Genomic DNA, 25,444 nt, shown 5'->3' on the forward strand with positions numbered 1-25,444 from the left:
TGATGAAAATGCTGGTGGTGACACTCAATCTGTCAATGTCATTGGTTTAACATCCTTAGTTTTTGGTAATGTAAATGTTTCGTATACCCAACATATTATAGCCAATGGGTTTGATAGCTCGCTTTATGGTATTGCAAAAGGGTACAACACGCGCCAACAGGTGCAGACTGGTGGATTTTTTAATAACACTTTCGGTGTAGCTGTATTAAAAAATAAAAATCAAAGTATATCGTTAATCTCATTTGTCGCATCACAATATGGCTACCCTACTGCATACAATCTACGTCAATATTTAAATTTAAATGGTAGTGGAATTAATGCGGCTTTATATGGTGATGCATATTTACAAGGTGGTGTTAAATATGTAACACCGACTGGATTTGATTCAAATGTATTAACAAACCCCGAAGTAGTTAATACTAAAGCCAATCAATATATAGAGTTAAGCGGAATACCATCACTCGATGTACCAAGCCCTAATGTATCACCGCGTATTTTGTATCCAACTGGTATTTTAGCTTGGTCATTTGGTGTCGCATGGATACAGCGCAATCCATCACCAAAAGGTTTTACTACTGATAGCTACGGTATCACCTGGATTTCACATAGTCCACGATACTTAGGGCCAAGCTATATAGATGCTTTCAATTCAGGCTATCCGAAAGTATTTGATCCTACTCAAAAAATTGGGGTGACAGGTGTAAATACTGTAATAGCTGGCGGTATTTTTGGTGATACTTCAATAAGAAATACCAGAAGAATAATTAAAGTATCGGGTTTATATGCACAATCTTTCAGTGATTGGGGTGTTGTTGAAAGCAATCTAAGAAATATAGTTCCTAATGGATTGGATAATCAAAACTTTGGTAGCAGTGCAATACGCAATAAAACGCCATCTATTGCACCTATTGGGATTAACAGCTTTACTGGATTAAATGCAGCAATTGGTTATCGCATTCGTACCATTAAGCCAAGTGGGTTTTATCAACCTAAATTTGGTACACATATACTTACTAAGCCACCAGAATTAAAACCTAGTGGAATTAATCAAAATATTTTTGGCTCTACATGGATTTCGCATAAGACTCGTTCTATTTATGCAGGGTTTGGGCGTGAGTCTTTATTGTTTGGTGAAATAAATGTTTGGCACTTTACAAGGTATTTAAAGCCAACAGGCATCTTTAATGACGGTTACGGTACGCCACGTGTAGAACATGGACGCAGAGTATTATTAGCAAAGGGTTCAACACACTCATCATTTGGGGATAATTCATGGCTATCTTATGGCGTGCGGTCACTCGCACCCATATCTATTGATTACCCTAAAATTGCTAACCATCGTGTTGGTGGAACACAAAATATTCAACCTTTTGGATATGTTGCAACACGATTTGGTAGTCGAATCATTCCTGAAAGTCAGTTGATTTACCCGCAAGGTTTCATCAATCCCTTTGGCATATCTGCAATTGATTTATGGAAGAAATATATTAAACCAAATGGCTTTTTGACAAACGGTCAAGAGGGTAGTCATCGTTTTGGTACACATAAATTTTGGAATTTAAGACAATATATTGTTCAATTTTACGATGGTGATAGTGGTTTAGTCCCACCTAAATGGACGGGTTGGACAAGTATTGAGAATCGAAACAAAACAATTGGTGCTATAGGGAGTAATTTTGCACGCATTGGTGAACCTAATACTGAAAACAAAGCCCGCTTATTGTCTCCAAACGGATTGAATGCATTAGTTTTTGGTCAGGCAATGATTGCTGATCGAATACGAAAATTAAAACTACAAGGTATGGAACCACCTTATATGAGTAGTTGGTCAGTGATTTACAATGCTTCACCCGTTATTGCTCAAAAAGGTTTTAAAGCTGATGCCTTTGGTATAGGGGCTATTCTGAATACCAGAAGATATTTCAATCGTATTGGTAATTTTGAAAGTCTTGAGTTTGGCAAGCCCATGATTGCTGATCGAATCAGGGCCTTAAAATTTGAACAACGCTATGCCATTACCCCACCTTATATACCAATTCATCGCATTGATTTGCACACTCGATATATCGAAGAAGTAGGTCGATTCGATGATTACCAAGCTTTTGGAAGTCCATCATTAAGTATTCACTGGAATATCATTACTCCTCGTTGGACACTGAGAGATGCTTATGGCACACCAACAGTTAAAAATCTTACACCAGAATTAGGTACTAGAGGTCGTAATAGTGAAGAATTTGGACAAGCTAGTATCCGTACACAATGGCGTGATCTATTACATTTAGGTAGTGAAACAGTTGTATGGGGTAGAAGTGAGATAGCATTTAGGGATCGACAATTTTCAGTGAGTGGGTTTACTCAATGGGCGATACCTAGACATACCGTAACTAAGACAGGTGTTCCACCTTATTATCCGCAATACATTTGGCTTGATGCAGTAGAAATAGATGGTAAACAAAATGATGGACATGGTATCAGTTTGCCTAAAGACCAAGTATCTGTGCCTAATGTTAAAACGAATGTGATATTTCCAAAGGGTTTTATCGCTAGTCTTTATGGTAGTCATTACACACAATCCAATGGAATTTTGGTGCAGCCTGGTTTGCAAGAATTGACGATTGGCAATCACTTTGTAGGGCTAAAAAATAGAAATGTCACAGTACCTTCTTTAGGTGACTCGATGATCGTTTCAAAACCTAGGTTATCACCTCACACAATTTATGCAGTGATGGAGTCACCTGCACAGGCAAGACAGAACCATGAGTCAAGAGATTTACATTTTGTAAATAGTGATTATGGTAACCGACAACCTGGCGAGGTCTTTGGTCGAACCACAATAACTTTACAGCATAGAAAGCTATCAGTTGGTTTAGGGAATCAAAGTAGTTTTGGTAATGGTCATAAAGTTGATTTAAAACGACGTTACATCAATCTTAAAAATTTTGGATTTAGAAGTCAGCGAATTGGATTTCATGTTGTTGGTCCCTTTGATCAACGTGTAGAACAGTTTGATTCCAATAATATGCAGAGCTTTGGACGGCCTTCATTAAGTATTCCTTATGGCGGTGCATTTTTTATTAAACCAAATGGTCTCAATTCTCCAGCATTGAACCGACCTATAGTGGATTTTTTTAATCGTACAATCAAAGCTATTGGTAGTAATCATCTACAAATGGGGACTCGAAAAAGTGGTGACACACCTTTCATGTGGCAGGGTCTACGTGTTGGTGAATTGATTAATGGAAATTATGGAGGTTTTGAAAATCAAGTATTTGGGAATACCTTTATTTCTTTAAAAGTCAGAAATATTGAAGCACAAGGCTTTGAAAGTTTTGTGATGGAGTATGACTACACACAATTCGATAAACGTATGAGAGTTATTCGTCAAGAGTTGCCTAAACCGAAACTGTTTATCAAGCCTGTGGGTGTTGATGCCTTATTCATAGCAGTGCCTAATATAAAGCCAGCAGTACATTATATTCGACCTGATGGAAATGCAGATCAGTACAGAAAAGGGGCATTTTAGTGGCAGCTTTAAAATTATTCCCACTTGCAGGCATCAATAATGTGGTTGCAGATGATGGATTACAGCAAGGTGGAGACTCACCGAAGTTATATTTACGTGATGCAGTGAATCTTGATATTACGGATACTGGTCGAGTTAAATTACGACAAGGCTCAAAGCAAGTTTCACCTTTGAAGTTTCAGAACATTTGGCAAAGTCCTTTACATCATGATGTGTTTGCCACATTGGATACTGAGTTCGTTAAATTAGATGCACAAACATGGCAACCTGAGGTATTAGGAAAAATTGGTCATACTGAGCTCTGCTATGAGGTCATCAATAATCGGGTTTATATTGCAAGTGAATTAGGCTTGTGGACATATAATGGAAAAACTATTCATCCATTAACCATTGATACGCCTGCAATGCCAATGTTAACAATGCAAAGCAGTGGCGGTTCGCTAAAAAGTGGAACTTACAGTTTGGCAATTTCATGGCTACGTGATCAACAAGAATCAGCTTTATCACAAGTTGCGTCTGATCAAATAGAACTCCAGTCGAATAGCAATCTTGATGATCAGGCACATGCAAGTATTCAGATAAACTTACCATACTGTTTTGATTCATCTGTTACGCATGTACGAATTTATATTACAGATCGCAATGGCGGTGAGCTATTGTTCCATTCAGACTATCCAATTAATACTCCTGTTATTACGCTTGGTAGTTTAGATTTAGGTATGACAGCTCGGTTTAAAGGTTTGTCACCTATGCCAACAGGTCGATATATGAAATATTGGCAAGGTCATTTGCTTATAGCAGATAAAAACATACTCAGATTTTCTGAGCCAATGGCATACCATCTTCATGATGAAAAATTTGGTTTTGTTGTTATGCCTCAGCGTATTACTTTCATCTTACCTGTTGATAATGGTATTTGGGTTGGCCAAGTCACGCATGTGGTTTTTCTTACTGGAACAAATCCATCAGAAATGACATTTCAGTCCAAAACTTCTCATGCGCCAGTACCTGATAGTGTAATTGAAATTGATAATAATGATATTGGTTCTGATATATCACAAGGCGGTAATACAACTGCATTATGGCTAGCAGAGAATGGTTATATTCTTGGAACATCGAGTGGTCAGATTATTGAGTTACAAGCTGGCATATTAAAAGGAATCACTGCAAAGTCTGGTAGGTCTGTAAGGCTAGGGAGAAGGGTTACAACCATTGTAACGTGATGTCATTGTTTACTTACATGGTATCTAATGATGAACACGAAAGAATTGGCGAATGATTTAAAAGCGGAAAACTATCAGATCACTGAGCAAGGCATTTATTTTCCAAAACAGGGAATTTTGGCTCAAGGTGAATATTTTGACCGTATTAACGGTGGTGAGTGGCAAACAACCCATAACCTAGTGGTTAATGAAGGTATTGTACATTTGCTCAATGTTGCAATGGGCACAACTGCGAAACCTGCAGGTTACTACCTTGCATTGTTCAGTGGTGCAACAGCACCAGCAGCGAATTGGACAGCAGCAAACTTTGCATCTGTTGCAGCTGAAATTGTGAGTATGACCGAAGGTTATACATCTGCAACACGTCCACAATGGACACCACAAAATACAACAACCAATTCAATTGATAACTTCAATACAGTAGCTAAAGTGACTATTGCAACATCTTCACAACTTACAGTGACAGGTGCTGCGATGTTAACCAATAGTACGAAAGGTGGTACAACAGGTACCTTAATTTCAGCATCAAAATACACCGCAGTTCGTGTATTCCAAGATGGCGATGAATATGAGATCGGTTATCGTCTGAGTTTTACTGCAGCGTAACCGATGCATAGTCCACGTCCCTATGGGCTTTTGGTGATCAATGGTGAACTCACTGAAAAAGATAATTTATTCATTGATCATCAGCTTAAAAAATTAAGTAATCAGAAAGCCATTTCAAATTTAGAGAACGTTAGGCAGGTCAAAGACTTGCCTGATGGCGGTTACGTCATATTGCAAGATATGGGCGGAATGTTAAAAGCGATTGCTCACAAAGAGCTATTATTAGATGAGTTTGAACCAGATGGTTTGGCAAAAATCTATGTACCAATGCTCTATAGTGGTGTGATTACAAAAGCAAGAATAAGAAAAGAGGAAGGGGTTGGCTTTAAAATTACAGAACAATGCCGTAGGCGTTTAATCAATTATTCTAATGACGCATTACCCAATAAAGAATTACATTTACAGCGATTTATTATTGAACCTAATGCTCAGACTGTACCTGAATTTATACCTCAAAATAATTTTAGTGACTTCATTACTACACAATACGTGCAACAACGTCCTACTTGGTATAGCGGAGCAATGGCTGAGGTCATGCAAATTGTTGGTGGTTACGGAAGACAAGATTTTAACAATCTGCCTGATCTACCATTTGAAAAATCACGAATTCAAATACCTGAAAAATATATGGAACGTATAGCTCAGGAAATCGAGGGTATACGGTTGCCAGCATATAGTGGTATTCCACCGCTAGATGGGGCATTTCAATATGACTATAAATTTCATAGTACAAATGGTGTTGTTTTTGATACAACAAATAAACCATGGCTAATAAGAATTAGATCAAATGGCGTTTTTGCTATGCCGATGCCTATCGTTCCAGTTACTGCAACACAAACATTTCGTGAATATATTGAAGAAATGGGTGATGAAGAAATTTTGAATATTTTAAATCGTTTTGGTGCTATGCCAAGTGGCGAAGGATTTCCAACAGGTGAGGACTTTGAAGCATGGCGTAGAGCAGGTGTGATGATTAAAGTCTGTGATACAGCAGATTTTTATTCACATATGTATTATTCACCTGCATGTGGTTGGTCACTTAACTTAACAGGCTCTGAAGGTTTTAATACGGCTTATACTTATGGTGAAGATGGAATTGCGGTAGGTGTGGCATATAAATTACGCTGTGAATTCGCACCTACTGAAAATCAGGGTTGGTTAAAAGCAGTTAAAATTACAGGTGAGAAAGCTAGGGTTATCTCACAATATTTATCCAAACTTTATGAAATTTTACCCAAAGGCGATCAGAAAACTTTAGCGATCCTTTATAAATTGCGACGAGTTGATGCTGATGATGTTTTTCAACGTGCTTTGATCAGTCAATACGATCCTCTTGGGGTAACACAGAATGATGTAAATTATTGGGATAACCTAGAGTTAGAACCAATTGCATCACTCAACGGAAATATTTCACAAGTAGCAAAAGGATTTTTATATCACAATGCAAAACCAGAATTTCAACCACAAATTAAATTTCCTGTGGTTGAAATGGGGGGATGTGTCTCATTCGATTTTGGTGCATATGCAGTACCAAAAGATAAACCAAATTGTGACACCATCATGCATGGCTATTATGTAGGCAATAATTTAAAAGTTATCAAATATTTTGTAGATTGGCGTGGCTATCAAAAGCAAATAGAGAGTAACTACGAACCTATGATGACAGTGGGTTCATGGGAACAAACAGAAACATCGGGAAGTTCATCACCGCAAGGTTATTTCTATACCACTGATTTTGATTTTAGAGAGGTATTTTCACCTGTTGTAACAACGACAACAATCAAAGGTGAAGATAAAGGTTTTGATAGTAAGCCTTTTTTTAGTTTTGTACATTTTTATGCAATGTCTGGTGATCTATGGCGTAATCGCTATTACACGCATCTAACAAAGACAAATCGAACTGAATCGGAAGCGATAAATTTGGCTATCTGTATTCCATATTTGACACGTAACTCAGCAGCTTTAGCTAAAAAAAATACAGTAATAGGAATTACAAAATCTGAATCATTAAATTTATATGCAATGCAAGACCCAACAACTTATAGATATTGGACATATGACTTTGTATTTGCATGGAATACGCCACTGAATAAACAAACAGGTAAACCATATCCTGTGAATGGGAATCCAGTTTGGGTAGAAATAGAACAATATAATCCTTCGGAATATTCCGACTTTGCGGATCAGGGAAGTTGGTTACCTGGTTTGCCTTATGACATTACTTGGTTAATCCATCCTGATACAAATCAATGGAATCATTCTGGTGGTGGGGGGGCTCCAAAAGTCAAAGAGTATTCAATATCAAATACGGAGCCTAGCAACACAACAGGTTCACTGTACTTCGATATAAGTGAAACGCCTGTTCAAGTAAATAGTCAAATACCACAAGAATGGTATTTTTATATTTCACCAGATGAATATGGAAATGTATTTTACAGAGATGCCTGTAAGGTTGTATTTGGCAATAGTGAATATGCCAACATATCTGAAACAGATCAGAATAACCTTCGCTATAAATGGGGGTACAGCAGTTTAGTTGAACATAAGTCCGCATATCATTTTATTGGAGTAATTAACGAATGACTTTATATCGTGATGATATTCAGGAAACCATTGCGTATTCCAATAATACAATAGGGAAGTCCAAAGCAGTCACGGAAGAAGTGATCAGAATCCGAGAAGATTCACTATATCGGCTTTCCGTGCTATCTGGTGATGTTGTTTTAATTACAGATGAATTGGTTGATTCTGCTATTTTTCCTGTCAAAGATGAAATCAATGTGACTGATCATATTATAGGTCGTAAACGCCATGTAGATTTTATCCATGATCAAATTATCGTTTCTGATGGTTTTAAAAATCGCCTACGTGCTAAATCGTTGATTCAAGATAATATTAGCTCTACATCAGCACAAAAAGATAAACAACGAAATATAAATATTGAGCAATTGTTAATTGGTGAAAACCTCAATACTAAAAAATATAGTTTTTCAAAATTAAATGAAGCTTTAAAAATTAAAGAGAATTTTAAGGCAATTGCTCGTTTTAAAGATTCAATTGCTGATGATCTTGATATTTTAGATACTTCTTTAAAGTCTAAATTACGAGCTTTTACAACTGAGCAGATTATTTATCAAGAAAATTATAGACTTAAAAAACTATCACGATCAGTGATTGCAGAAACACTGAAGGCAAAAGACAGTTGTATCACTCGATATTCTGATTTTATTGTGGATCATGTGACTTACTCAGAACAATATCGTCAGCGTATAAAAGCAAAACAACGTGTCATTGATACAATCAATATTAATGAGTTGTCAAAGCAACAGCGCAAATCACAAGAAAAAATTAATGAAACAGTAACGGCATTTGATTTTAATCAAGGGAAAAATATTGCCAAGCAATTAATTAACGACCTTATTTTTGTTGAAGATGATCATGCAAAAGAAAAACAATATGGCTATGCATGGACAGCAAATGTTGATACATGGGCAATGAGCCGTTACCAAGATTATGGTTTTAGTGAATTAGCTGTGATTAATGGCGTGCTCTATGGTGTTGCTGAAGATGGTGTGCATCAACTGGATGCCAATGAACTTATCGAAGCAAAATTGGTAACAGGACAATTAGATTTAGGCCAAGGACAGTTGGTTCATCCATTGGGTGCTTATCTTGAATATGAATTATCTGGAAATTCCAAAAAGGTTGAAGTTGGTGTAAGCACTACGCAAAGTGGCACAAAGCAAACCTTCTATTATTTACTACCTACAGAAAAAGCCGACTACTTGACCAATGGCCGTGTTTTATTTGGGCGTGGTTTACGTGGTCGTCACTTTGCATTTGAAATCAAAATATCTGGTGAACATGGTTATATCAATGATTTAAATATTGATATATCTGCTACCAAACGGAGAGTTTAAAATGACAGTTACAGTTCCTCAGATTGATATTGTGACGAAAGAAGTCACTGAAAAACTCGATTATTTTGAGCGAAAAGTAAATACTTATGCAAATGATGTATCAGAAGCTTTGGGTAATCTTACTGAAATTTCTGTTGCGGAAATTACCCCACCTTCCAATTTAGCTAAACCTAGTGAGTCAGGGTTTGAACCATTAAATGGTTTGAAAGCTCCTGAATTGAATATTGAGCGTCCAGTACCACCTGTCATTGATCTTGATATTCAGCAACCTAGGGAAATGATTAGTCCTGAGTTTACAGGGTTAAACATTAATATTCCTGATGCGCCTATTTTTTCAGAGGATTTATCTACACCTGATTTTATTAATGCATCAATGATCCCTGAGTTTGATACAGCAATTAACTTACCCACTGCACCAACCTTTGATGTGCAAAATTTTGATGCAGGTGCCTTACCAGACAAAATTAATTTAAGTGATTTAATAAAGGATTTAGATTTAAGTGATCTGGAATTACCAGCAACTCCTGAAGCACCAATTTTAAATTTACCCACAGCACCTAGTATGGATGTAATTTCGGTTCCATTAAGACCTGAAATTAATGACGATGTTGAAATGCCTAGTGCACCAACAATTGTCATTCCAGAAATGGATGTAATGGAAAAAATTCAATTGCCCGATTTCAAATATGAAGAAATTCCTGTATTTGAAGATAAACCACCTGAATTCAATATTACAATCCCAGACAATATTGATGCTTTGATTTCTGAAGCAAGCACAGTTGTTAAGCAAGACTATTATGCTTTTAATGCTGAGAGTGCAATTAAGCCATTGGTATTGGAAATCCGTTCATGGTTGGATGGAAGCCATACTGGACTTGGTTTACCAGCAGCGGTTGAGCAATCATTATTTAATCGAGCAAGAGAACGTACCAGTCGAGAAACTGAACGAGCAGTACAAGAAGCTGTTACCGAGTGGGCAAGTCGTGGTTTTTCAATGCCACAAGGGATGTTGGCAAAGCAGGTCAGCGACATTCGTGATCAAGGTAAACTCGCTATTGCGGATTTAAATCGTGATATTTTAATTCAGTCTTTTGATAAACAGCTTGAGCATATCCGTTTCCTGACTGAGCAAGGTATGGCTTTGGAAAAAATGAAGCAAGATATGTGGCTTGCTTATGTTTCTAACACCATGGAACTGGTTAAGTTTCAAATTGACAGTAAAATCAGTGTGCTAAATGCTCAGATTAGTATTTTTAATGCTCAAAATTCTGCATTTGAGAGTTTGATCACAGTTTATAAAACTAAAATTGATGCAACTATTTCACGGATCAGTGCCTACAAAGCAATGCTTGATGCACAGGCAGTTATTGGGCAACTCAACCAACAAAAAGTTGATGTTTTTAAAGCTAAAATTGAAGCGGTTATGACCAATGTTGAGGTATATAAAGCATTGGTTCAAGGTGCGACTGCACGAGCTGGATTGATTGCGACTAAATTTGATGCATATAAATCAGAGGTTCAAGCATATTCTGAACAGATTGGAGCTGAAAAGCTTAAAGTCGAAGCATATGATTCCCAAATTAAGGCTGAAACTTCCAAGGCATCCATGTATGAATCGCTTGCTCGTATGTATGCAGCAACTGTAGATGGCGTATCTGCTAAAGCCAATGTTAAATCTAAACAGATTGAACTCAACCTCGAAGCTGCACGTGTGAAAATATCTGAATATCAAGCAAATATTGAAGCGTACAAGGCGGAAATTGATGCAAAAATGGGTGTTGTTCAAAGTAATACATCAGCATTTAATTCACAAGTAGAGTTATTTAAAGCACAAGCCGACGTTGAAACATCCAGAGTAAATACTCAAGCAAGCGTTATTGACTCAATATCACGGACTAAAATCTCATTTGCAGATGCACAAGCCAAGTTTGCTGAAATGCGTATGCGTGTTGGTATTGCCAATAGTGAGTCATTGGCTAGGTTTGCTGATATGAAATCACGTACAGCGATTGCAGTATCAGAAGCACACTCACGTTATGCAGACCTAAGTTTAAGAACGACGATTGCGAATGCAGATGTTTATAACCGTTATATTGAATCTAAGTCACGAGTTTCTATTTCAAATGCTGAGATGCAAGCACGTTATGCTGATATGAACAGCCGAACCAATATTGCATTTGCGGAAACTCAGTCACGATATAATGACATGCTACTTCGTACTCAGATTGCAAATGCTGAAACGAAAGCAAGGTACGCAGATATGAATGTTCGTACCAATATTGCATTTTCAGAAATGCAGTTAAAAGAGTATGAAGCCAAGATGCAAAATGCGATACAAAAAGCACAGCTTGCATTAGAAGCAGCCAAAGCAGTGGGGCAGTTTTCATCTCAATTGGCTGCAGGTGCAATGTCAGCTATGCATATTTCCGCAAGTATTGGTGCAAATGCTTCAATTGGTGGCAGTGTTTCAGAAAGTACAAGCACTAGCACAAGTCACAATTACTCGTACTAACCCTGTAAGGCTAACGCCCATAGCTTAGATTGATTAACCATACATGATATTTATATTGGAATAAGTGTCATGTACGGCTTAAAAAAACGCCCAAAAGATGAAAGTGGACTGATTCAAGGTGCAGGTACGGGCACTTCTGATGATGTTAAAAAAAATGTTCCAGCAGGTAGTTATATTATGCCTGCTGATTCTACTCAGCAGATTGGTACCAATAATTTAAAAAATATGGGGAATCCCACGCCAGTTAATCTCAGTAACGGTGAATTCCAACTCTCGCCTGACCAAGTTCATTCGGTGGGTGTGCAAACACTTGATGCCATGAAAGATCAGACGCATATGCCTGTTGATCAACCTCAATTGGGTTTTAAGCCTGGTCAAAATAAACCTGAGTTATTTTTTGCTAATGGTGGCTTGGTACCAAGTGTTTATCCAAGTGCAGATGATATTCGTCGTGCACAACAAAATAGAATTGGTGGTCCACAAATGCGTGATGTCACACCAGTAAATCGTCAACTTCCAGCAACATCAACTACACCTTCAACAACCAGCTCACCATCAGCAAGTCCAGTTAATCCAGCACCAACACAAGGTGGGGGTTTTGGCGGAGGTATAAGAAACTTTGTCAACAATAGCAAGCTTGTAAAAGGTGTTGGTTACTTAGGTGCTGCATCCTCTCTATTTGCAAATGCTGCTACACCAAGTGAGGATTATCGAGAACGTTTTGGTTTTGGTGATCAGTCACCTGAAGATTTAGGTACAGCAAAAGGATTTGCTAAAGATTTTGGTGTTCGTGCATTAGGTTATGCTTCAGACTTGGGGAATGCGTTAACATTTGGACAGGCTGGGCGGTTCTATGCTGATAAACAACGCATTGCAAGTGAAGCAAAAGCAGCTCAACCTGAATTTAATGCTAAACAAAATAATCCAAATGCTGTAGTAGATAATCCATTTGGAAATACCAAAACATCAGCTACAACACAAACACCAGCACAACAAGAAGTTCAAACTCCATCAAACTCTGTACAGAACTCTAACCCTTATGCTATCCAGCAAAAAGGAAATAGTTTTAGCTACGCTAATCCTGGTGCAGCTGCACAAGCTCGAGCAGATGGTATTCGAGAAGGGGAAGGATTAGGATTTAAAGTAAGACCAGTGAATGACCCTCGTGGGGTGGCAAATTTATTTGCCAATACTCAAGAAATGGGACCAACTGAACAACAGATTCAAAATGCAATCGCTCAACGTGAATTGAATTTAGGCTTGGGTATGCGAGGTTATGGCAATAACCCTGTGCAAGCACCTCAACGTAATGATGCACAGGAAGCTGAACGTCAATCTGTAATTCGTGCAGCAAGCACACCAATTGCAGGTGCAAGAGGATTAACTGCTAATCAAGTCCGTACTTTATCTGATTTACAGCAAGGTGAGGATAATCGTGCAAATCAACGTTATACGACTGATGCAAATAATGTTGCTGCTTTACAGCGTGAAGCCATGGGGCAAGCTGGACAGAATTATCGTACAGAACTAGGTGAGCAAGGTACCAACAACCGATTTAATGCAAATTTAGGCTTTGATGCACAAAAGTTCCAAGCTACCAATGATTTGGCTAATCGTGAATTTAATCTTAATGCCACTGAGAAAGGTTTTGGTATTCGTAACTCAGCACGATTAGAGAAATTGTATGAACAATATGATTCTGCGAAATCAGATGAAGATCGTAAATCTATTCAAGAAAAAATTAACCGTTATACAGGTAATAAAGCAGACACTGGTAAAGACCGTTATATGACTGTGGGTGGTGGTCAAGTTTATGATAAAGAAAGTGGTTTGATTAATCAGCCACAACAATTATTTGACACTCAGACTCAGCAGTTCGTAAATACTCAAATTAATAATCAAACCAGTAATGGCCCAAAAGTAGGACAGGTTCAGGGTGGTTATAGATTTAAGGGGGGTGACCCAAATAGTCAATCTTCATGGGAAGCTATTTAAAAAGTTTATCCCCCTATAAGGTTCGACTAAAAAGTATTTAAACTAGAACATACATGACATGCTAATAGGAGTTTGTCATGTCTGAGCAAAAGAAACCTTGGGAACAAAATTGGAATCAACCAACTGCAAATAATTCTGACTCTACCAATAAAAAGCCTTGGGAACAAAACTGGAGCGAAGAAAAGACAGACCGACCTAAAGATAAAGGTTTTCTTGGTCAAGCAAAAGATCATGCAGTTTCCTTTCTTGGCAAGGGTACGGTAGCCGTAGGTGAGGTAGCAGTCGGTCTAAGTGACATGATGTCCGATGGTGCTACAGGTAAAATACTTTCCGAAAAACTTGGTTACGACCCAAAAGCTGCCAAAAATGTAATGACAGGTTGGCAGTCTGAGCAATACCAACAACAATTAAAAGATTCTGCAAATATTGGCAATCGAAAAATTGAGGAAGGTGACGACTTCGCAACAAAGGTTGGTAAAAAATTCGACAATGCTGTTGATATAACAAAAAATGCCATCAACAACCCATCACTTATCACAAATACTGTTGCTGAATCTCTCCCTTCAATGCTACTGGGTGGTGTATTAGGTCGTGCTTCTGGTATAGCCAATCCAGTTGTAGCTGGTGCTGTTGGTGAAGGTGCAGTTATGGCAGGTAGCCAAGCTGAACAAATTCGCCAAGAAACCGTAGATGGACGCTTAACCGCAGATCAATCTTTAGCAGGTGCGGCTACTGGTGCCCTTGGTGGCTTGTTTGGCTATGCTGGTGGTCGTCTTGCTCAGAAAATGGGCTTATCAGATGTTGATACAGCCATGCAAACAGGGCGCTTAACCACGCAACAAGTGGGTGAGGAAATCGCTAAGACACCGATGAGTGCAATTCCAACTGCTGTGATCAAAGGTGCAATTTCAGAAGGCTTTTTAGAAGAATTACCTCAATCCGTTTCAGAGCAAATTTTACAGAACTTGGCATTAGATAAGCCTTGGCATGATGGTGTTGAAAATGCAGCAGTCATGGGTACTTTGGCTGGTATGGCAATGGGCGGTACAGTCAGTGGTGCGGGTAAAACTGGTGATTGGTGGAATAGTCGATCTGACACAGGGTCACAAGATAGCCAACAACAATCAGGTTCACCTAATTTACCATCGGCACCTCCACAATTAGGTTCAAACCCAAATAGTGCATTGACCGGTGAATATATCCCACGTGAAGATGTGTCACAGGGGGGTAACCAAGGCCGCACAGCTTTTGTTTATGATCAGCCATCAATGGATGCTGATAATTTATTAAACAATAATGGCTTTGATTATGGCAGTGCAGCAACTGGTAATCCAGTCAGCCCAGATACACCACCGGCACCGAATGGTAATTACTTTGACAGTGATCAAGCCTTTGATGATCTGTTAAACGAAGTACCACCGTTGAACCAAACGCCTTCACAGCGTATGGGCTTGAATCCTAATGAGGGTCCATTGTCTACAGCCGCAGCTTTGGCCGTGGATACCGGTGTATCTTCACAGATGCAGCAAGCGGCTGCAGCAGCGGCACAGAATGAAAATAATAATTCACCTTTAACGACAGCAGCAGGTCTACTTAATGCGCCAAACGAAAATAGCTCAAGCAATGAATCAGGTACCGGATCTTCAAGTAATGGACCTCTTGGAGAAACAAGCAATTCGCAGCTTCGAGAAACATCAGGATCTATTTCCACCGTTGCAAACAGTAACGCAGATGACAGCAAAGGCAACAACCTTGAGCGACCAGGAGATACAGCACTCCTTTCAAATACTATCGGAAATGAGGGAAAAAATACGTCAGGAGGAGGAAGCGATAGCGTCAATTCAATTTCAGGAATTAGTGAGCCTTCACAAGCTGCACAAGGGCAGCCAGATCGTAATAACCTCAACACCGTCGGGAATAACTCCGTTTTATCAGGCGAAAATGAAGCAGCAGCGACAAGCAGTTCTACTATCGGAACAACTGCAGGTGATTCACAAAATCGAACTGTAGAGCCTATTCTAGGTGCCGACGGTAAAAATAAATGGTTTGGCAACCAGGATAAAGCACAAGCGTTTCTTGATAAGAAAAATTTAGGCAATGATTACCAGGTGGTCCAAGACGGCAAGCGTTTTGAGATTCAGCCTAAAGTCCAAGCTCCGGTGCAAGATAAAGCAGCTCCGGTGCAAGCGAAAATTTCAGACCTGGAACAGCAGCTTGCTACTGAAAAAAGCGTACCGAAAAAGGCACAGATCCGCAAACAGATTGCCGAACTGCAAAACGGTTTAGCAGACCAGGCACAAAGCGAAGTAAGTTTAGATGAACCACGAAAGGCAACCGCTGAGAACCTGAGTGGCGAATTTAAAAGAATGGAACAAGCGACTGCACGTGTGAATGCAGTACGTCAACGTATTCGTGAAGCCAATCCTGAAATCTTCACAGCTGAAAATGATCGTGTCCGTGAAACGCATGGCCTGACCAATGCGCGTGTGACTTCTATTGCCGACGAAATTGAAACATCGGGCAGTTATGAATTATCTGATCGTGAATACGAGAAGATCAAGAACAATCCGAATTACAAGATTGACTATGATGCGCGTAACTTCATGGGCAAGGTGACTGCGGTTAAGGACCCACATAGCGGTGAATGGGTAGGGAATAACGAACAGTCTGATTTAGATAATGCAGCACATGAAGCCGCGACCAGTGTGCAAAATGATTTACCTGCACCGACACAGGCACAGATCGAAGCCGGCAACTACAAGAAAGGTCACATCAAAGTAAATAACCTGGATATTGCCGTGGAGAATCCGCAAGGATCCGAGCGCAGTGGTACTGATCCAGATGGTAACGAATGGTCGCATAATATGAGCGACCATTACGGATACATCAAGCGTACTACTGGTGCTGATCAAGAGCATATTGATACCTATGTAGGTAAAAATCCTGAATCTGAAAATGTATTCATTGTAGATCAGATTGATCAGGGCAGCGGTAGATTTGATGAGCATAAGGTGATGCTTGGTTTTGACAGCCAGGAGGAAGCCATTACTGCATATAAATCCAATTTTGACAAAGGTTGGAAGGTTGGTCCTGTTACTCAAATGTCTAAAGATCAATTTAAAGATTGGTTAAAAAATTCAGATACCTCTAAACCAGTGGCTGAAAGTGGACAAAAAATAGAACCACAACACCCTGTCAACAAATGGCAAGAGGAAATGAACAAGGCTTTGGCCAAGGCTGATCCTGAGCATCCACTTTTTAAAAAACTACAAGCTAGTGCTAAGAACGGATTACGCTCTGTTTCAGATCGAGCGGTGGCATTACGTCAGGCACGTGAGATTGAGAAGAAAGCGGAAGCACAGGAACAAAAATATCTACCTGAAAAGCCAAAAGCAAAAGTCGAACCTTCTAAAAACACGTTAGTATCCGATGATCGTGCAGCGGAATTACGCGCTCGTCTAAAAGCCAAGCTATCACAACTGAATAGTGGTATTGACCCTGAAATCATGGCTATTGGTGCGGAACTTGCGGTTTACCATATTGAACGTGGTGCACGTAAGTTTGCAGCATTAGCTAAAAATATTGCGAATGATCTTGATGTGAGTGTCGAAAAGATCCGTCCATACCTGCGTAGTTGGTATAACGGTGCACGTGACATGATGGAGGATATGGGTGCGGATATTCAGGGCATGGATAGTGCAGAAACCGTTCGTGCAGAATTAGCAAAACTCGATAATCCACAACAACAGTCAAATACAGTACAGAGCAAAACAGAAACGGTTGTTACACCTGCAGGTCGTGAATTTGAGGTGCGCCACAAAGTCGTTGAAGCAAGCGACTTAATCACATCAAATCTGGACAGCGGTGCAATTAATGCAGAATACCCACAAGCCTTACAACCACGTGACCGCACCACTTTAAAATCCATTACCCAGGTCAATGACATTGCCAACAAACTTAACCCTAAATTATTGGGTGATAGTGCAAGCTCTACCAATGGTGCGCCTATCGTGTCGTCTGACAATGAAGTTGAAAGCGGTAATGGTCGTACACTGGCGATTCGCAAAGCCTACCAAATAGGCAAAGCAGACGCATACAAAGCATGGTTGGCTGAACAGGGTTATGACGTAGCCAACATGCAGCAGCCGATATTGGTGCGTGAGCGTATCACATCAATGAACATGGCTGAGCGTGTAGCCTACACAACAGAATCCAACGAGCGCGACACACTGGATATGAGTCCAAGTGAACAGGCTATGTCGGATGCGCCAAAGGTGATGGATATTTTACACCTGGTACAAGGGGGCAGCTTTAACAACACAGCCAATCGTGAGTTTGTGAACGCCTTTTTAACCGGTGTAGCATCTAAGAATGAACGCGGCACCATGCTTGATAAAGATGGCGTATCACTGACCCAGGACGGTTATCGCCGTATTGAATCAGCCTTGCTTGCAGCTGCTTTTAATGATGCTCAAATCATTAGCCAGGTGATTGAATCCAAAGACAGCGATATTAAAGCCATTGGTAATGCTTTGATTGAAGCGGCACCACAATGGGCGCAAGTCCGTAAAGGTGTACAGGAAGGTATCCTGGTTGAAGGCGTAAACGTCGAAGCCAATTTGGTTGAAGCGGTCCATCTGGTACGCAAAGCACGTCAGCAAAATTTATCCTTATCTGAAATGCTAAACCAGGACGATATTTTTAACGGAAGTATTGACCAGGTAACAAAAGACTTCGTTAGTATCTTCTATCGTGGTGATAAACTGGAAAAAGCGCGTAGCAGCCAGAAAGTTGCAGAAGCATTAAAGTCGTATGCGCAATTGGCTATGACTGCAAAAGCGACACCTAATCTGTTTGGTGATGCACCTTTAAGCAATGAACAAATTTTAGGACAAGTACATGAAAAACTCAGACAAAGTGAAGCCGAAAAGCAACAAGACATCTTCACTAGCCCGCAATCTAATGAACCAGACGCTGGCACAGTTGGCGGTGGACGATCAGGACGAGGAACTGGCCCAAGAAGTGAAACAGCGCAAGAACAATCAGAGCCTACAAAAGCCTTAAAGAAGACAGCTCCAACATCTGAAAAAGAAACGATTCAAGATTTTGGTGAAAAAATTGGTGGTGCTCGTAAAGATACTTCAGTGAAGACTGGCCCCAAAACCTCTGGCACTACTACAAAGGACAATCGTCCAACTTGGGCCAAGCGATTTGAGATTACTGAAATTGCTGCCTCAAGTAATCCAAATGAAGTTGGTAAATGGATTATCACGGATACAAGAAAAAAGGATTGGAAGGGGAATGCCAAGCAACTAGGCAAACAATTTTTTGATTCTCAAAAAGATGCTGAACTTGCACTACCAATTCTAGCTGTAGCTCAAAAGCATCGTGTGTGGGCTGCTGGAAAAGATAGCTTTTCTATCTATCGTGAAATTAGTGATCGGAAGCGCGTTAAAGTTGTCGAACAAGAATTTCAAACACGTGAAGATGCTATGAAATATATGGCAATCCATGCGATTGAAATTCTAGAAACCAATACAACTTTTGGGGAAATTGATCTTCCTCGACCTGAAAATACGGTAAGAAAAGGACTAGATAGCCGTAAAGGTGATGCTAAAGATGCCGATTTTATTCGTGTGTTTGGTTTCCGTGGTGTTGAATTTGGGAACTGGAATAATCAGGCAGAACGCCAAGAGCTATTAAATGATGCCTTTGATGGTCTCATGGACTTGGCTGAGATTTTAAATATCCCACCTGCAGCAATTAGCCTAAATGGGGAACTCGCTTTAGCGTTTGGTGCCAGAGGGCAAGGATTAAGTGGTGCAAAGGCGCACTATGAACCCGAACGTGCTGTGATTAACTTGACCAAATTGAATGGCGCAGGTTCATTAGCTCATGAATGGTGGCATGCATTAGATCACTATTTTGGTCGACAAGATGGCAAAGCCCCATCTGAATGGGTAACGAACGCGGATGGCAGTCGATCATTAAAGATTGCAAAACACTTTGAAGATATGAGCGTCACTTCTGGATTCTCTTATAAATCAAATGTTCGTGAAGATGTGCAAGAAGCCTATAAACAATTGGTACAGACAATTTTTAGAAAATCTGAAAACTATATTGATGATACTGTTAAGGTTGAAAGCTTCGTTAGTTCTGCGAGAAACAACTTAAAAGATCAATTAGATAAGTTACGTGCTGATCTTAATCGTGAGCTTGATCCAAAATATTACAAGCGCTTTAACAAAGCTGCCTCAGCTGAACAGCTGGCTGAGTTTGATACGGTTGCTGAGTTATTGCTTACAGGTACGGCACTTACTACGGAAATACGTCACAACAATAATAAGAATAGTCGAAATATATTTAGTGGTGCACGTTGGTCTAATGATGCCCTAGATAAATTGAGTGTGATTTATAAATCTGTCCGTGGTAGATCAGGGTTTAATGCTGAACAAAAGGGTGTACTAGACCGATTACGTCAATACATGAATACCTATGCCCAACGCCTCAAACTATTGGCAGAAGCTCAAAATGGTACAGAGAAAGCGAAAATGATACCAACGGATTTTGCTATGAACGCAAAAGAGTTAGATCAGGGACGCGGTACAGATTATTGGATTACTACTCCTGAAATGACAGCACGTGCATTCCAAGGGTATGTAGAAGATAAAATTTCTCAAAATAGTGGCTACAGTCCGTTTCTGAATTTTGGCCCTGAGAGTGCTGCGATTTTTACCCCATGGGGTTTTAAGCGACCATTTCCTACTGGTACAGAACGAAAAGCAATCAATGCAAAGTTTTCTGATTTGGTTGATACACTAAAAACAGAAGAAACAGAAACAGGGATTAAACTTTATAGTCGTGACAAATTAAAACCTGATAACGAGCGTAGAGGCGCTTCACCATTAGACACGACCTTTACTCCCTTATCCGTTGTCAGTGCTACCCGTAGAGTCCTTTCTGTTCTTCAGCATCTCAAAATAGTTACTGCACAAATAGATGCCTCTGTTCGGGGGCGGATTGTCGTTGGGGGGCAAAGGGTCGGGGTCAACAAAGTCAAAGGTTTGGATAGCCATAGCTTTATGGTTCAGGTGGTTGAGTCGTTTGATGGCTTGCCGTCTGCGATACAAGAAGATAATCGCTACCAGGGCGAGAATGGTGAAACCAAGCGATATGATGTATTGGGCGTATGGCATAACGGTACACTCTATATCAATGCAGGTGATATTCAGGGTAATAATAGCACTCAGCAGACCACTTTTGAAATGTATGAGGAATTGATTTTACATGAGGTGGTTGGACATTTTGGTGTACAACAGATATTTGGTCGAGAATATAAAACTAAGTTACAACAATTGTTTAATGCGCTTGGTGGGCTGGAGGGTATTCGCAAAATAGCCAAAGATAATGGCGTGGATATGCAGCAGTTTAATGATGTGTATATTAACCCACGTATGCAGGCGGTCAAAGATGAAATCTATACTGAATCTGATGTGCAGCAGTCTTTAGTCGGCGAATTATTTGCCTTTGTCGCTCAAAATGCCAAGTCACGTCCTTTTGTGCGTCAAAAGCTAAAAGAAGTTATAGGATATATCCGTCAATGGTTCCGTGATCGTGGCTTTGATAAATTCCTTTCACGTTACAATGATGCCGATTTGATGATGTTTTTGTCAGAAGCTCGTAAGGCTGTAGTTGATCGAAGCTATTTTGGTAAATATAAAAATCAAGAATTTTCATCTAAGAACAATTCTGATACTCCACTTTATAGCCGTGGCACTAAAAGTAATTCAGGTTCTACAACTCAACAAGTACGAGATGTGTTGATTGATCGTTTTGGTAAAGAGACCATTAATGAGCTTGAACGACAAGGTAAGCTTGAGATTATTCAGGATTATCAGGTTGAAGGTGTTGAGGGCTTCTATTACAACGGTAAAGCGGTACTCGTTGCATCGAATCTGACTGCTGAAAGCACAGTGCCAACATTCTTACATGAGTTGGGTGGTCATGCTGGTTTTCAAAATATGATGAACCAAAAACAATATAATGAATTGATGAATCAATTTAATAAATTGGTTGAGCAGGGTAATCCTGTTGCTTTAGCTGCAAAGATGCTTGCAGAACGTGAACAAGGCTCTGAACGTCAGCAGCTTGAATATTTACCATATTTATTAACTCTTTCATCTACTATGCAACAACGTAATGTGATTCAACGGAATGCACTGCAAAAGTTGATTAACAATATTGTTTCGTATGTAAAAGCATGGGTATTTGATAATTTTGGTATCAATCTTAATTTGAATCCGTCGGATATGCTTGCATTATCAGAGCGTATGATTGGGCAAATTAAACATCAATCATCATTGGATTTAATTCGTCAAAAATATCATGGTACAAATCAATGGATGACAGCACCAAACGGTGCAAAGACACATCTTTCAGAACAACAATGGTTACAAGTCCGGACACCAGAATTTAAGAAATGGTTTGGTGATTGGGAAAATGATGCAGCAAATGCTTCACAGGTATTAGATGAAAATGGGGAGCCTAAGGTTGTTTATCATGGTACTGCCACCGAGTTTAATGAATTTAAGCAGGGTCATGGCTTATTAGGGGATGGCATTTACTTAACTGATAGTTTTGATACAGCAGATGTATACGCCAATATCCGTGGGGAAAATGGCTTTGTACTTCCATTATTTGTAAACATTCGGAATGTGTTCAAAACTACAGGTAATGTTTCACGTGATGAAGTTGTAGAAGCGACAACTTCTGGGAAATATCAGGGAATTGTTCATCAGTTTGAAAATCAAGAATATATTGTTGCGTTAGAGCCTAATCAAGTAAAAATGGCTGAGGGGAATAAAGGCACATTTAATAGTGAAAGTTCAGATATTAGATTTAGCCGATCTTCAAATGATGTTGCTGATCGCCTAAGTGAAAATATTAAAAATTTGTACAGTGGCAACTTTAAACTACCAAGTATGGCTGATGCAATGAAATATGGTTTGATGTTTCTGAGTCGTATGCAGATCACAGATATTTATAAAAAAATTCTACCTCAGTTATCTGTATATAATGACTTGGTGCATCAGATGGATGCTGATAAAAATGATATAGCTGCTCATGCAGATAATATTGTGCGTGAGTGGGCTAAGTTAAATAAAAGAATCGATAAGAATGACCCTAACTCTAAAACAGAAGAAGAAGCATTGGCTGACTTAATGCATGAAGCCACTTTGGCTCAGATCGACCCAGCCAAGCCATACCAGTCAGGTGATGATAAAGTTAAGTATCAGCAATTATATAAAGCTTACAACGCTTTATCTCCTGAAGCTCGAACAATGTATAAAAAAGCACGTGATGCTTATAGTGGGCATTATGCCAAAGTACGTGAGGCGGTCAGGGAGCGTATTTTAAGGTCTGCTTTGAGTAGTGAGAGAAAAGCTGATTTATTGAAAAAAATCGAAGGTTCTTTTGGTCAAATTAAAGGTGTTTATTTTCCATTGGCTCGTTTTGGTCAATATGTCGTTGTGGCACGTAATCAGAATGGTGATGTGGAGAGCATTAGTCGTGCTGAAACTGAAAATGAGGCGAAGGCTTTACGTGAGCAATTGATAGAAAAATATCCTCAATTAAAAGTGGATTCTGTTATCCGTGATCAAGAGTATAACGCCTTACGTGATAAGGTTGGGCGTGGCTTCATGTCAGACCTGTTTGATGAGGTGGGTAATCTTGGCTTAGATGCAAAAAAACAAGCTGAATTTGAAGATACATTGGGGCAGCTATATTTATCTTCCATGCCTGATTTAAGTTGGGCAAAACATGGTATTCACCGTAAAGGAACTGCGGGATTTAGTAATAATGCTAGACGTGCTTTTGCGCAAAATATGTCAAGTGGGGCAAGTTATTTGGCTAAGTTGCGCTATGGTGATCAACTTACAGCACAGCTAGATGAAATGGAAGAATATGCTAAGGCTCAAATCAAAAAGGATCCTAGTTATAGGCAGCCTTTAGCATCCGCAGTCATTGATGAAATGAATAAGCGCCATAAAAATCTAATGAATGCAAAAGGGAATGCTGTATCTTCACTTTTAACCAGTATGGGATTTATCTATTTTCTTGGGTTGTCACCAGCAGCTGCAATGGTGAATATTCTGCAAACCCCACTTGTTGCATATCCTATTCTTGGAGCAAAATTTGGATTTGATAAAGCAGGTATAGCACTTTTAGGAGCGTCTAGCGATTATGCCAAAGGTGTTGGGTTTGAGATGCCTGATTTTACGGACTTGGAGAGTTTCAGAAATAGTCTTAGTGATTCAATTGATCCAGATATAGCAAAAGTATTAAAAGAACATGAAAAGCAGGCTTATGAAAAAGCTGTTTCTGCTGGTGTGATTGATGTAACACAGGCACATGATTTAGCAGGGATTGCTCAGGGTGAAGATAGTGGCGTGATGTGGAAGATGAGACCTATCATGCGCGCGGCATCTCTTATGTTTCATCATGCTGAACGTTTTAACCGTGAAGTGACTTTTATCGCTGCGTATCGATTATCTAAAGAAAGCGGTATGGCAGATCATGATGCATATAAACAAGCAGTAAAGATGACTTACGATGGGCATTTTGATTATTCAGCTTCTAACCGTGCCAGATTTATGCAGGGTAACGTAGCCAAAGTCATTTTTTTGTTCAAGCAATTTGGACAGAATATGATCTATACCATTGCACGTCAGTCTTACATCGCTCTAATTGGTAAAAACCACACTAAAGAGGAAAGAATAGAAGCTGCAAGGGCGATCAGTGCAATACTTGTAACTCACGCTTTGGCAGCAGGTGTTCTTGGACTACCAATGGTAACTACAATACTAGCTATAGCATCTGGTCTTGTTGGAATGGCAGGGGGTGGAGATGATCCATGGGATGCAGAAGTAGCTTTACGTAATGGTTTGGCCGATATGACTAGCCCAACTTTTTCAAATTTAGTGATGAAAGGCTTGTCTCGTGGTACACCTGCCGATATTTCTGGTCGTGTGGGTTTGGATAGTATGTTTTTAGCTAGAGCACCCGATGGTTTAGAGGGGCAAAAGCTTTATGAACAGTTAATCTTAGGCAATATGGGTGCAACAGTCGGGATGGGGGCAAACATAGCAAAGGGTATACAAGAACTTGGCCAGGGGAATTATGCTCGTGCTCTTGAAGAAATGTTACCTACTTTTGCAAAAAATCCTTTTAAGGCGTATCGGTATGCGACTGAAGGTGTACAGGATAAAACAGGTGTGGATATTTTGGATGGTCATCCAGTATCAGGTGCAGGAATATTCAGCCAGACAATTGGTTTCTCACCAAGTCAGGTGCGTACAGCATATGAAGGTAAATCAGCGATCTATCAACAACAACAAGCTCTGCAAAAACGTAAATCCAAATTAACAGCAAATTGGGTCCGAGCTAAACGCAATGATGATCAAGAGGGCATGGACTCTGCATGGAAAGATATTCAGGAATTTAATGAGGTTAATCCTAAGTTACGGATTAACCGTATAAATTTAATGCAAAGTTATCATCAAAATGCCAAACGTATTCGTGATGCTGAAAATGGCGTTTATCTTTCTAAGAAGTATCGTGATATTGGTGATTATGGACGATTTGCTGAAACGGATTAGTAAAA

General features: G+C 39.6%; 8 protein-coding genes. All 8 read left to right on the forward strand.

Features of this window, described 5'->3' with window-relative positions:
- Nucleotides 1–3,523 (forward strand): hypothetical protein (locus B2727_RS00005; RefSeq protein WP_291345672.1); only part of this gene is annotated, 3,523 nt, incomplete at its 5' end.
- Nucleotides 3,523–4,746, forward strand: a complete 1,224-nt coding sequence (locus tag B2727_RS00010; protein WP_291345674.1) for a hypothetical protein — start codon at nt 3,523–3,525, stop codon at nt 4,744–4,746. The genes B2727_RS00005 and B2727_RS00010, both read left to right, overlap by 1 nt.
- A gap of 30 nt (nt 4,747–4,776) precedes the next feature.
- Nucleotides 4,777–5,352: a hypothetical protein gene (locus B2727_RS00015; protein ID WP_291345676.1), complete on the forward strand. Its 576-nt coding sequence runs from the start codon at nt 4,777–4,779 to the stop codon at nt 5,350–5,352.
- Nucleotides 5,353–5,355: 3 nt separating this feature from the next.
- The gene (locus B2727_RS00020; RefSeq protein WP_291345678.1) at nt 5,356–7,935 is read left to right on the forward strand and encodes a hypothetical protein; all 2,580 of its coding nucleotides are present in this window, start codon (nt 5,356–5,358) and stop codon (nt 7,933–7,935) included.
- Nucleotides 7,932–9,272 (forward strand): hypothetical protein, encoded by a 1,341-nt coding sequence (locus B2727_RS00025; RefSeq protein WP_291345680.1) that lies wholly within the window; start codon nt 7,932–7,934, stop codon nt 9,270–9,272. The genes B2727_RS00020 and B2727_RS00025 overlap by 4 nt, the downstream gene beginning before the upstream one ends.
- Before the next feature lies 1 nt (nt 9,273).
- Complete coding sequence (locus tag B2727_RS00030) at nt 9,274–11,784, forward strand: hypothetical protein (RefSeq protein ID WP_291345682.1); 2,511 nt, start codon at nt 9,274–9,276, stop codon at nt 11,782–11,784.
- Between the two features lie 69 nt (nt 11,785–11,853).
- On the forward strand, nt 11,854–13,779 hold the full coding sequence (locus B2727_RS00035; protein ID WP_291345684.1) for a hypothetical protein: 1,926 nt from the start codon (nt 11,854–11,856) through the stop codon (nt 13,777–13,779).
- A gap of 77 nt (nt 13,780–13,856) precedes the next feature.
- Nucleotides 13,857–25,439 (forward strand): PLxRFG domain-containing protein, encoded by an 11,583-nt coding sequence (locus tag B2727_RS00040; protein ID WP_291345686.1) that lies wholly within the window; start codon nt 13,857–13,859, stop codon nt 25,437–25,439.
- Nucleotides 25,440–25,444 lie beyond the last annotated feature (5 nt).

It is taken from the genome of Acinetobacter sp. UBA991 (assembly GCF_002292065.1).
Classification (GTDB): domain Bacteria; phylum Pseudomonadota; class Gammaproteobacteria; order Pseudomonadales; family Moraxellaceae; genus Acinetobacter; species Acinetobacter higginsii.

Bases quoted from the DNA above. Each gene is read 5' to 3' on its own strand.
- B2727_RS00020 (WP_291345678.1), top strand. From the start codon at position 5,356: ATGCATAGTCCACGTCCCTATGGGCTTTTGGTGATCAATGGTGAACTC.
- B2727_RS00025 (WP_291345680.1), top strand. From the start codon at position 7,932: ATGACTTTATATCGTGATGATATTCAGGAAACCATTGCGTATTCCAAT.
- B2727_RS00030 (WP_291345682.1), top strand. From the start codon at position 9,274: ATGACAGTTACAGTTCCTCAGATTGATATTGTGACGAAAGAAGTCACT.
- B2727_RS00035 (WP_291345684.1), top strand. From the start codon at position 11,854: ATGTACGGCTTAAAAAAACGCCCAAAAGATGAAAGTGGACTGATTCAA.
- B2727_RS00015 (WP_291345676.1), top strand. From the start codon at position 4,777: ATGAACACGAAAGAATTGGCGAATGATTTAAAAGCGGAAAACTATCAG.
- B2727_RS00040 (WP_291345686.1), top strand. From the start codon at position 13,857: ATGTCTGAGCAAAAGAAACCTTGGGAACAAAATTGGAATCAACCAACT.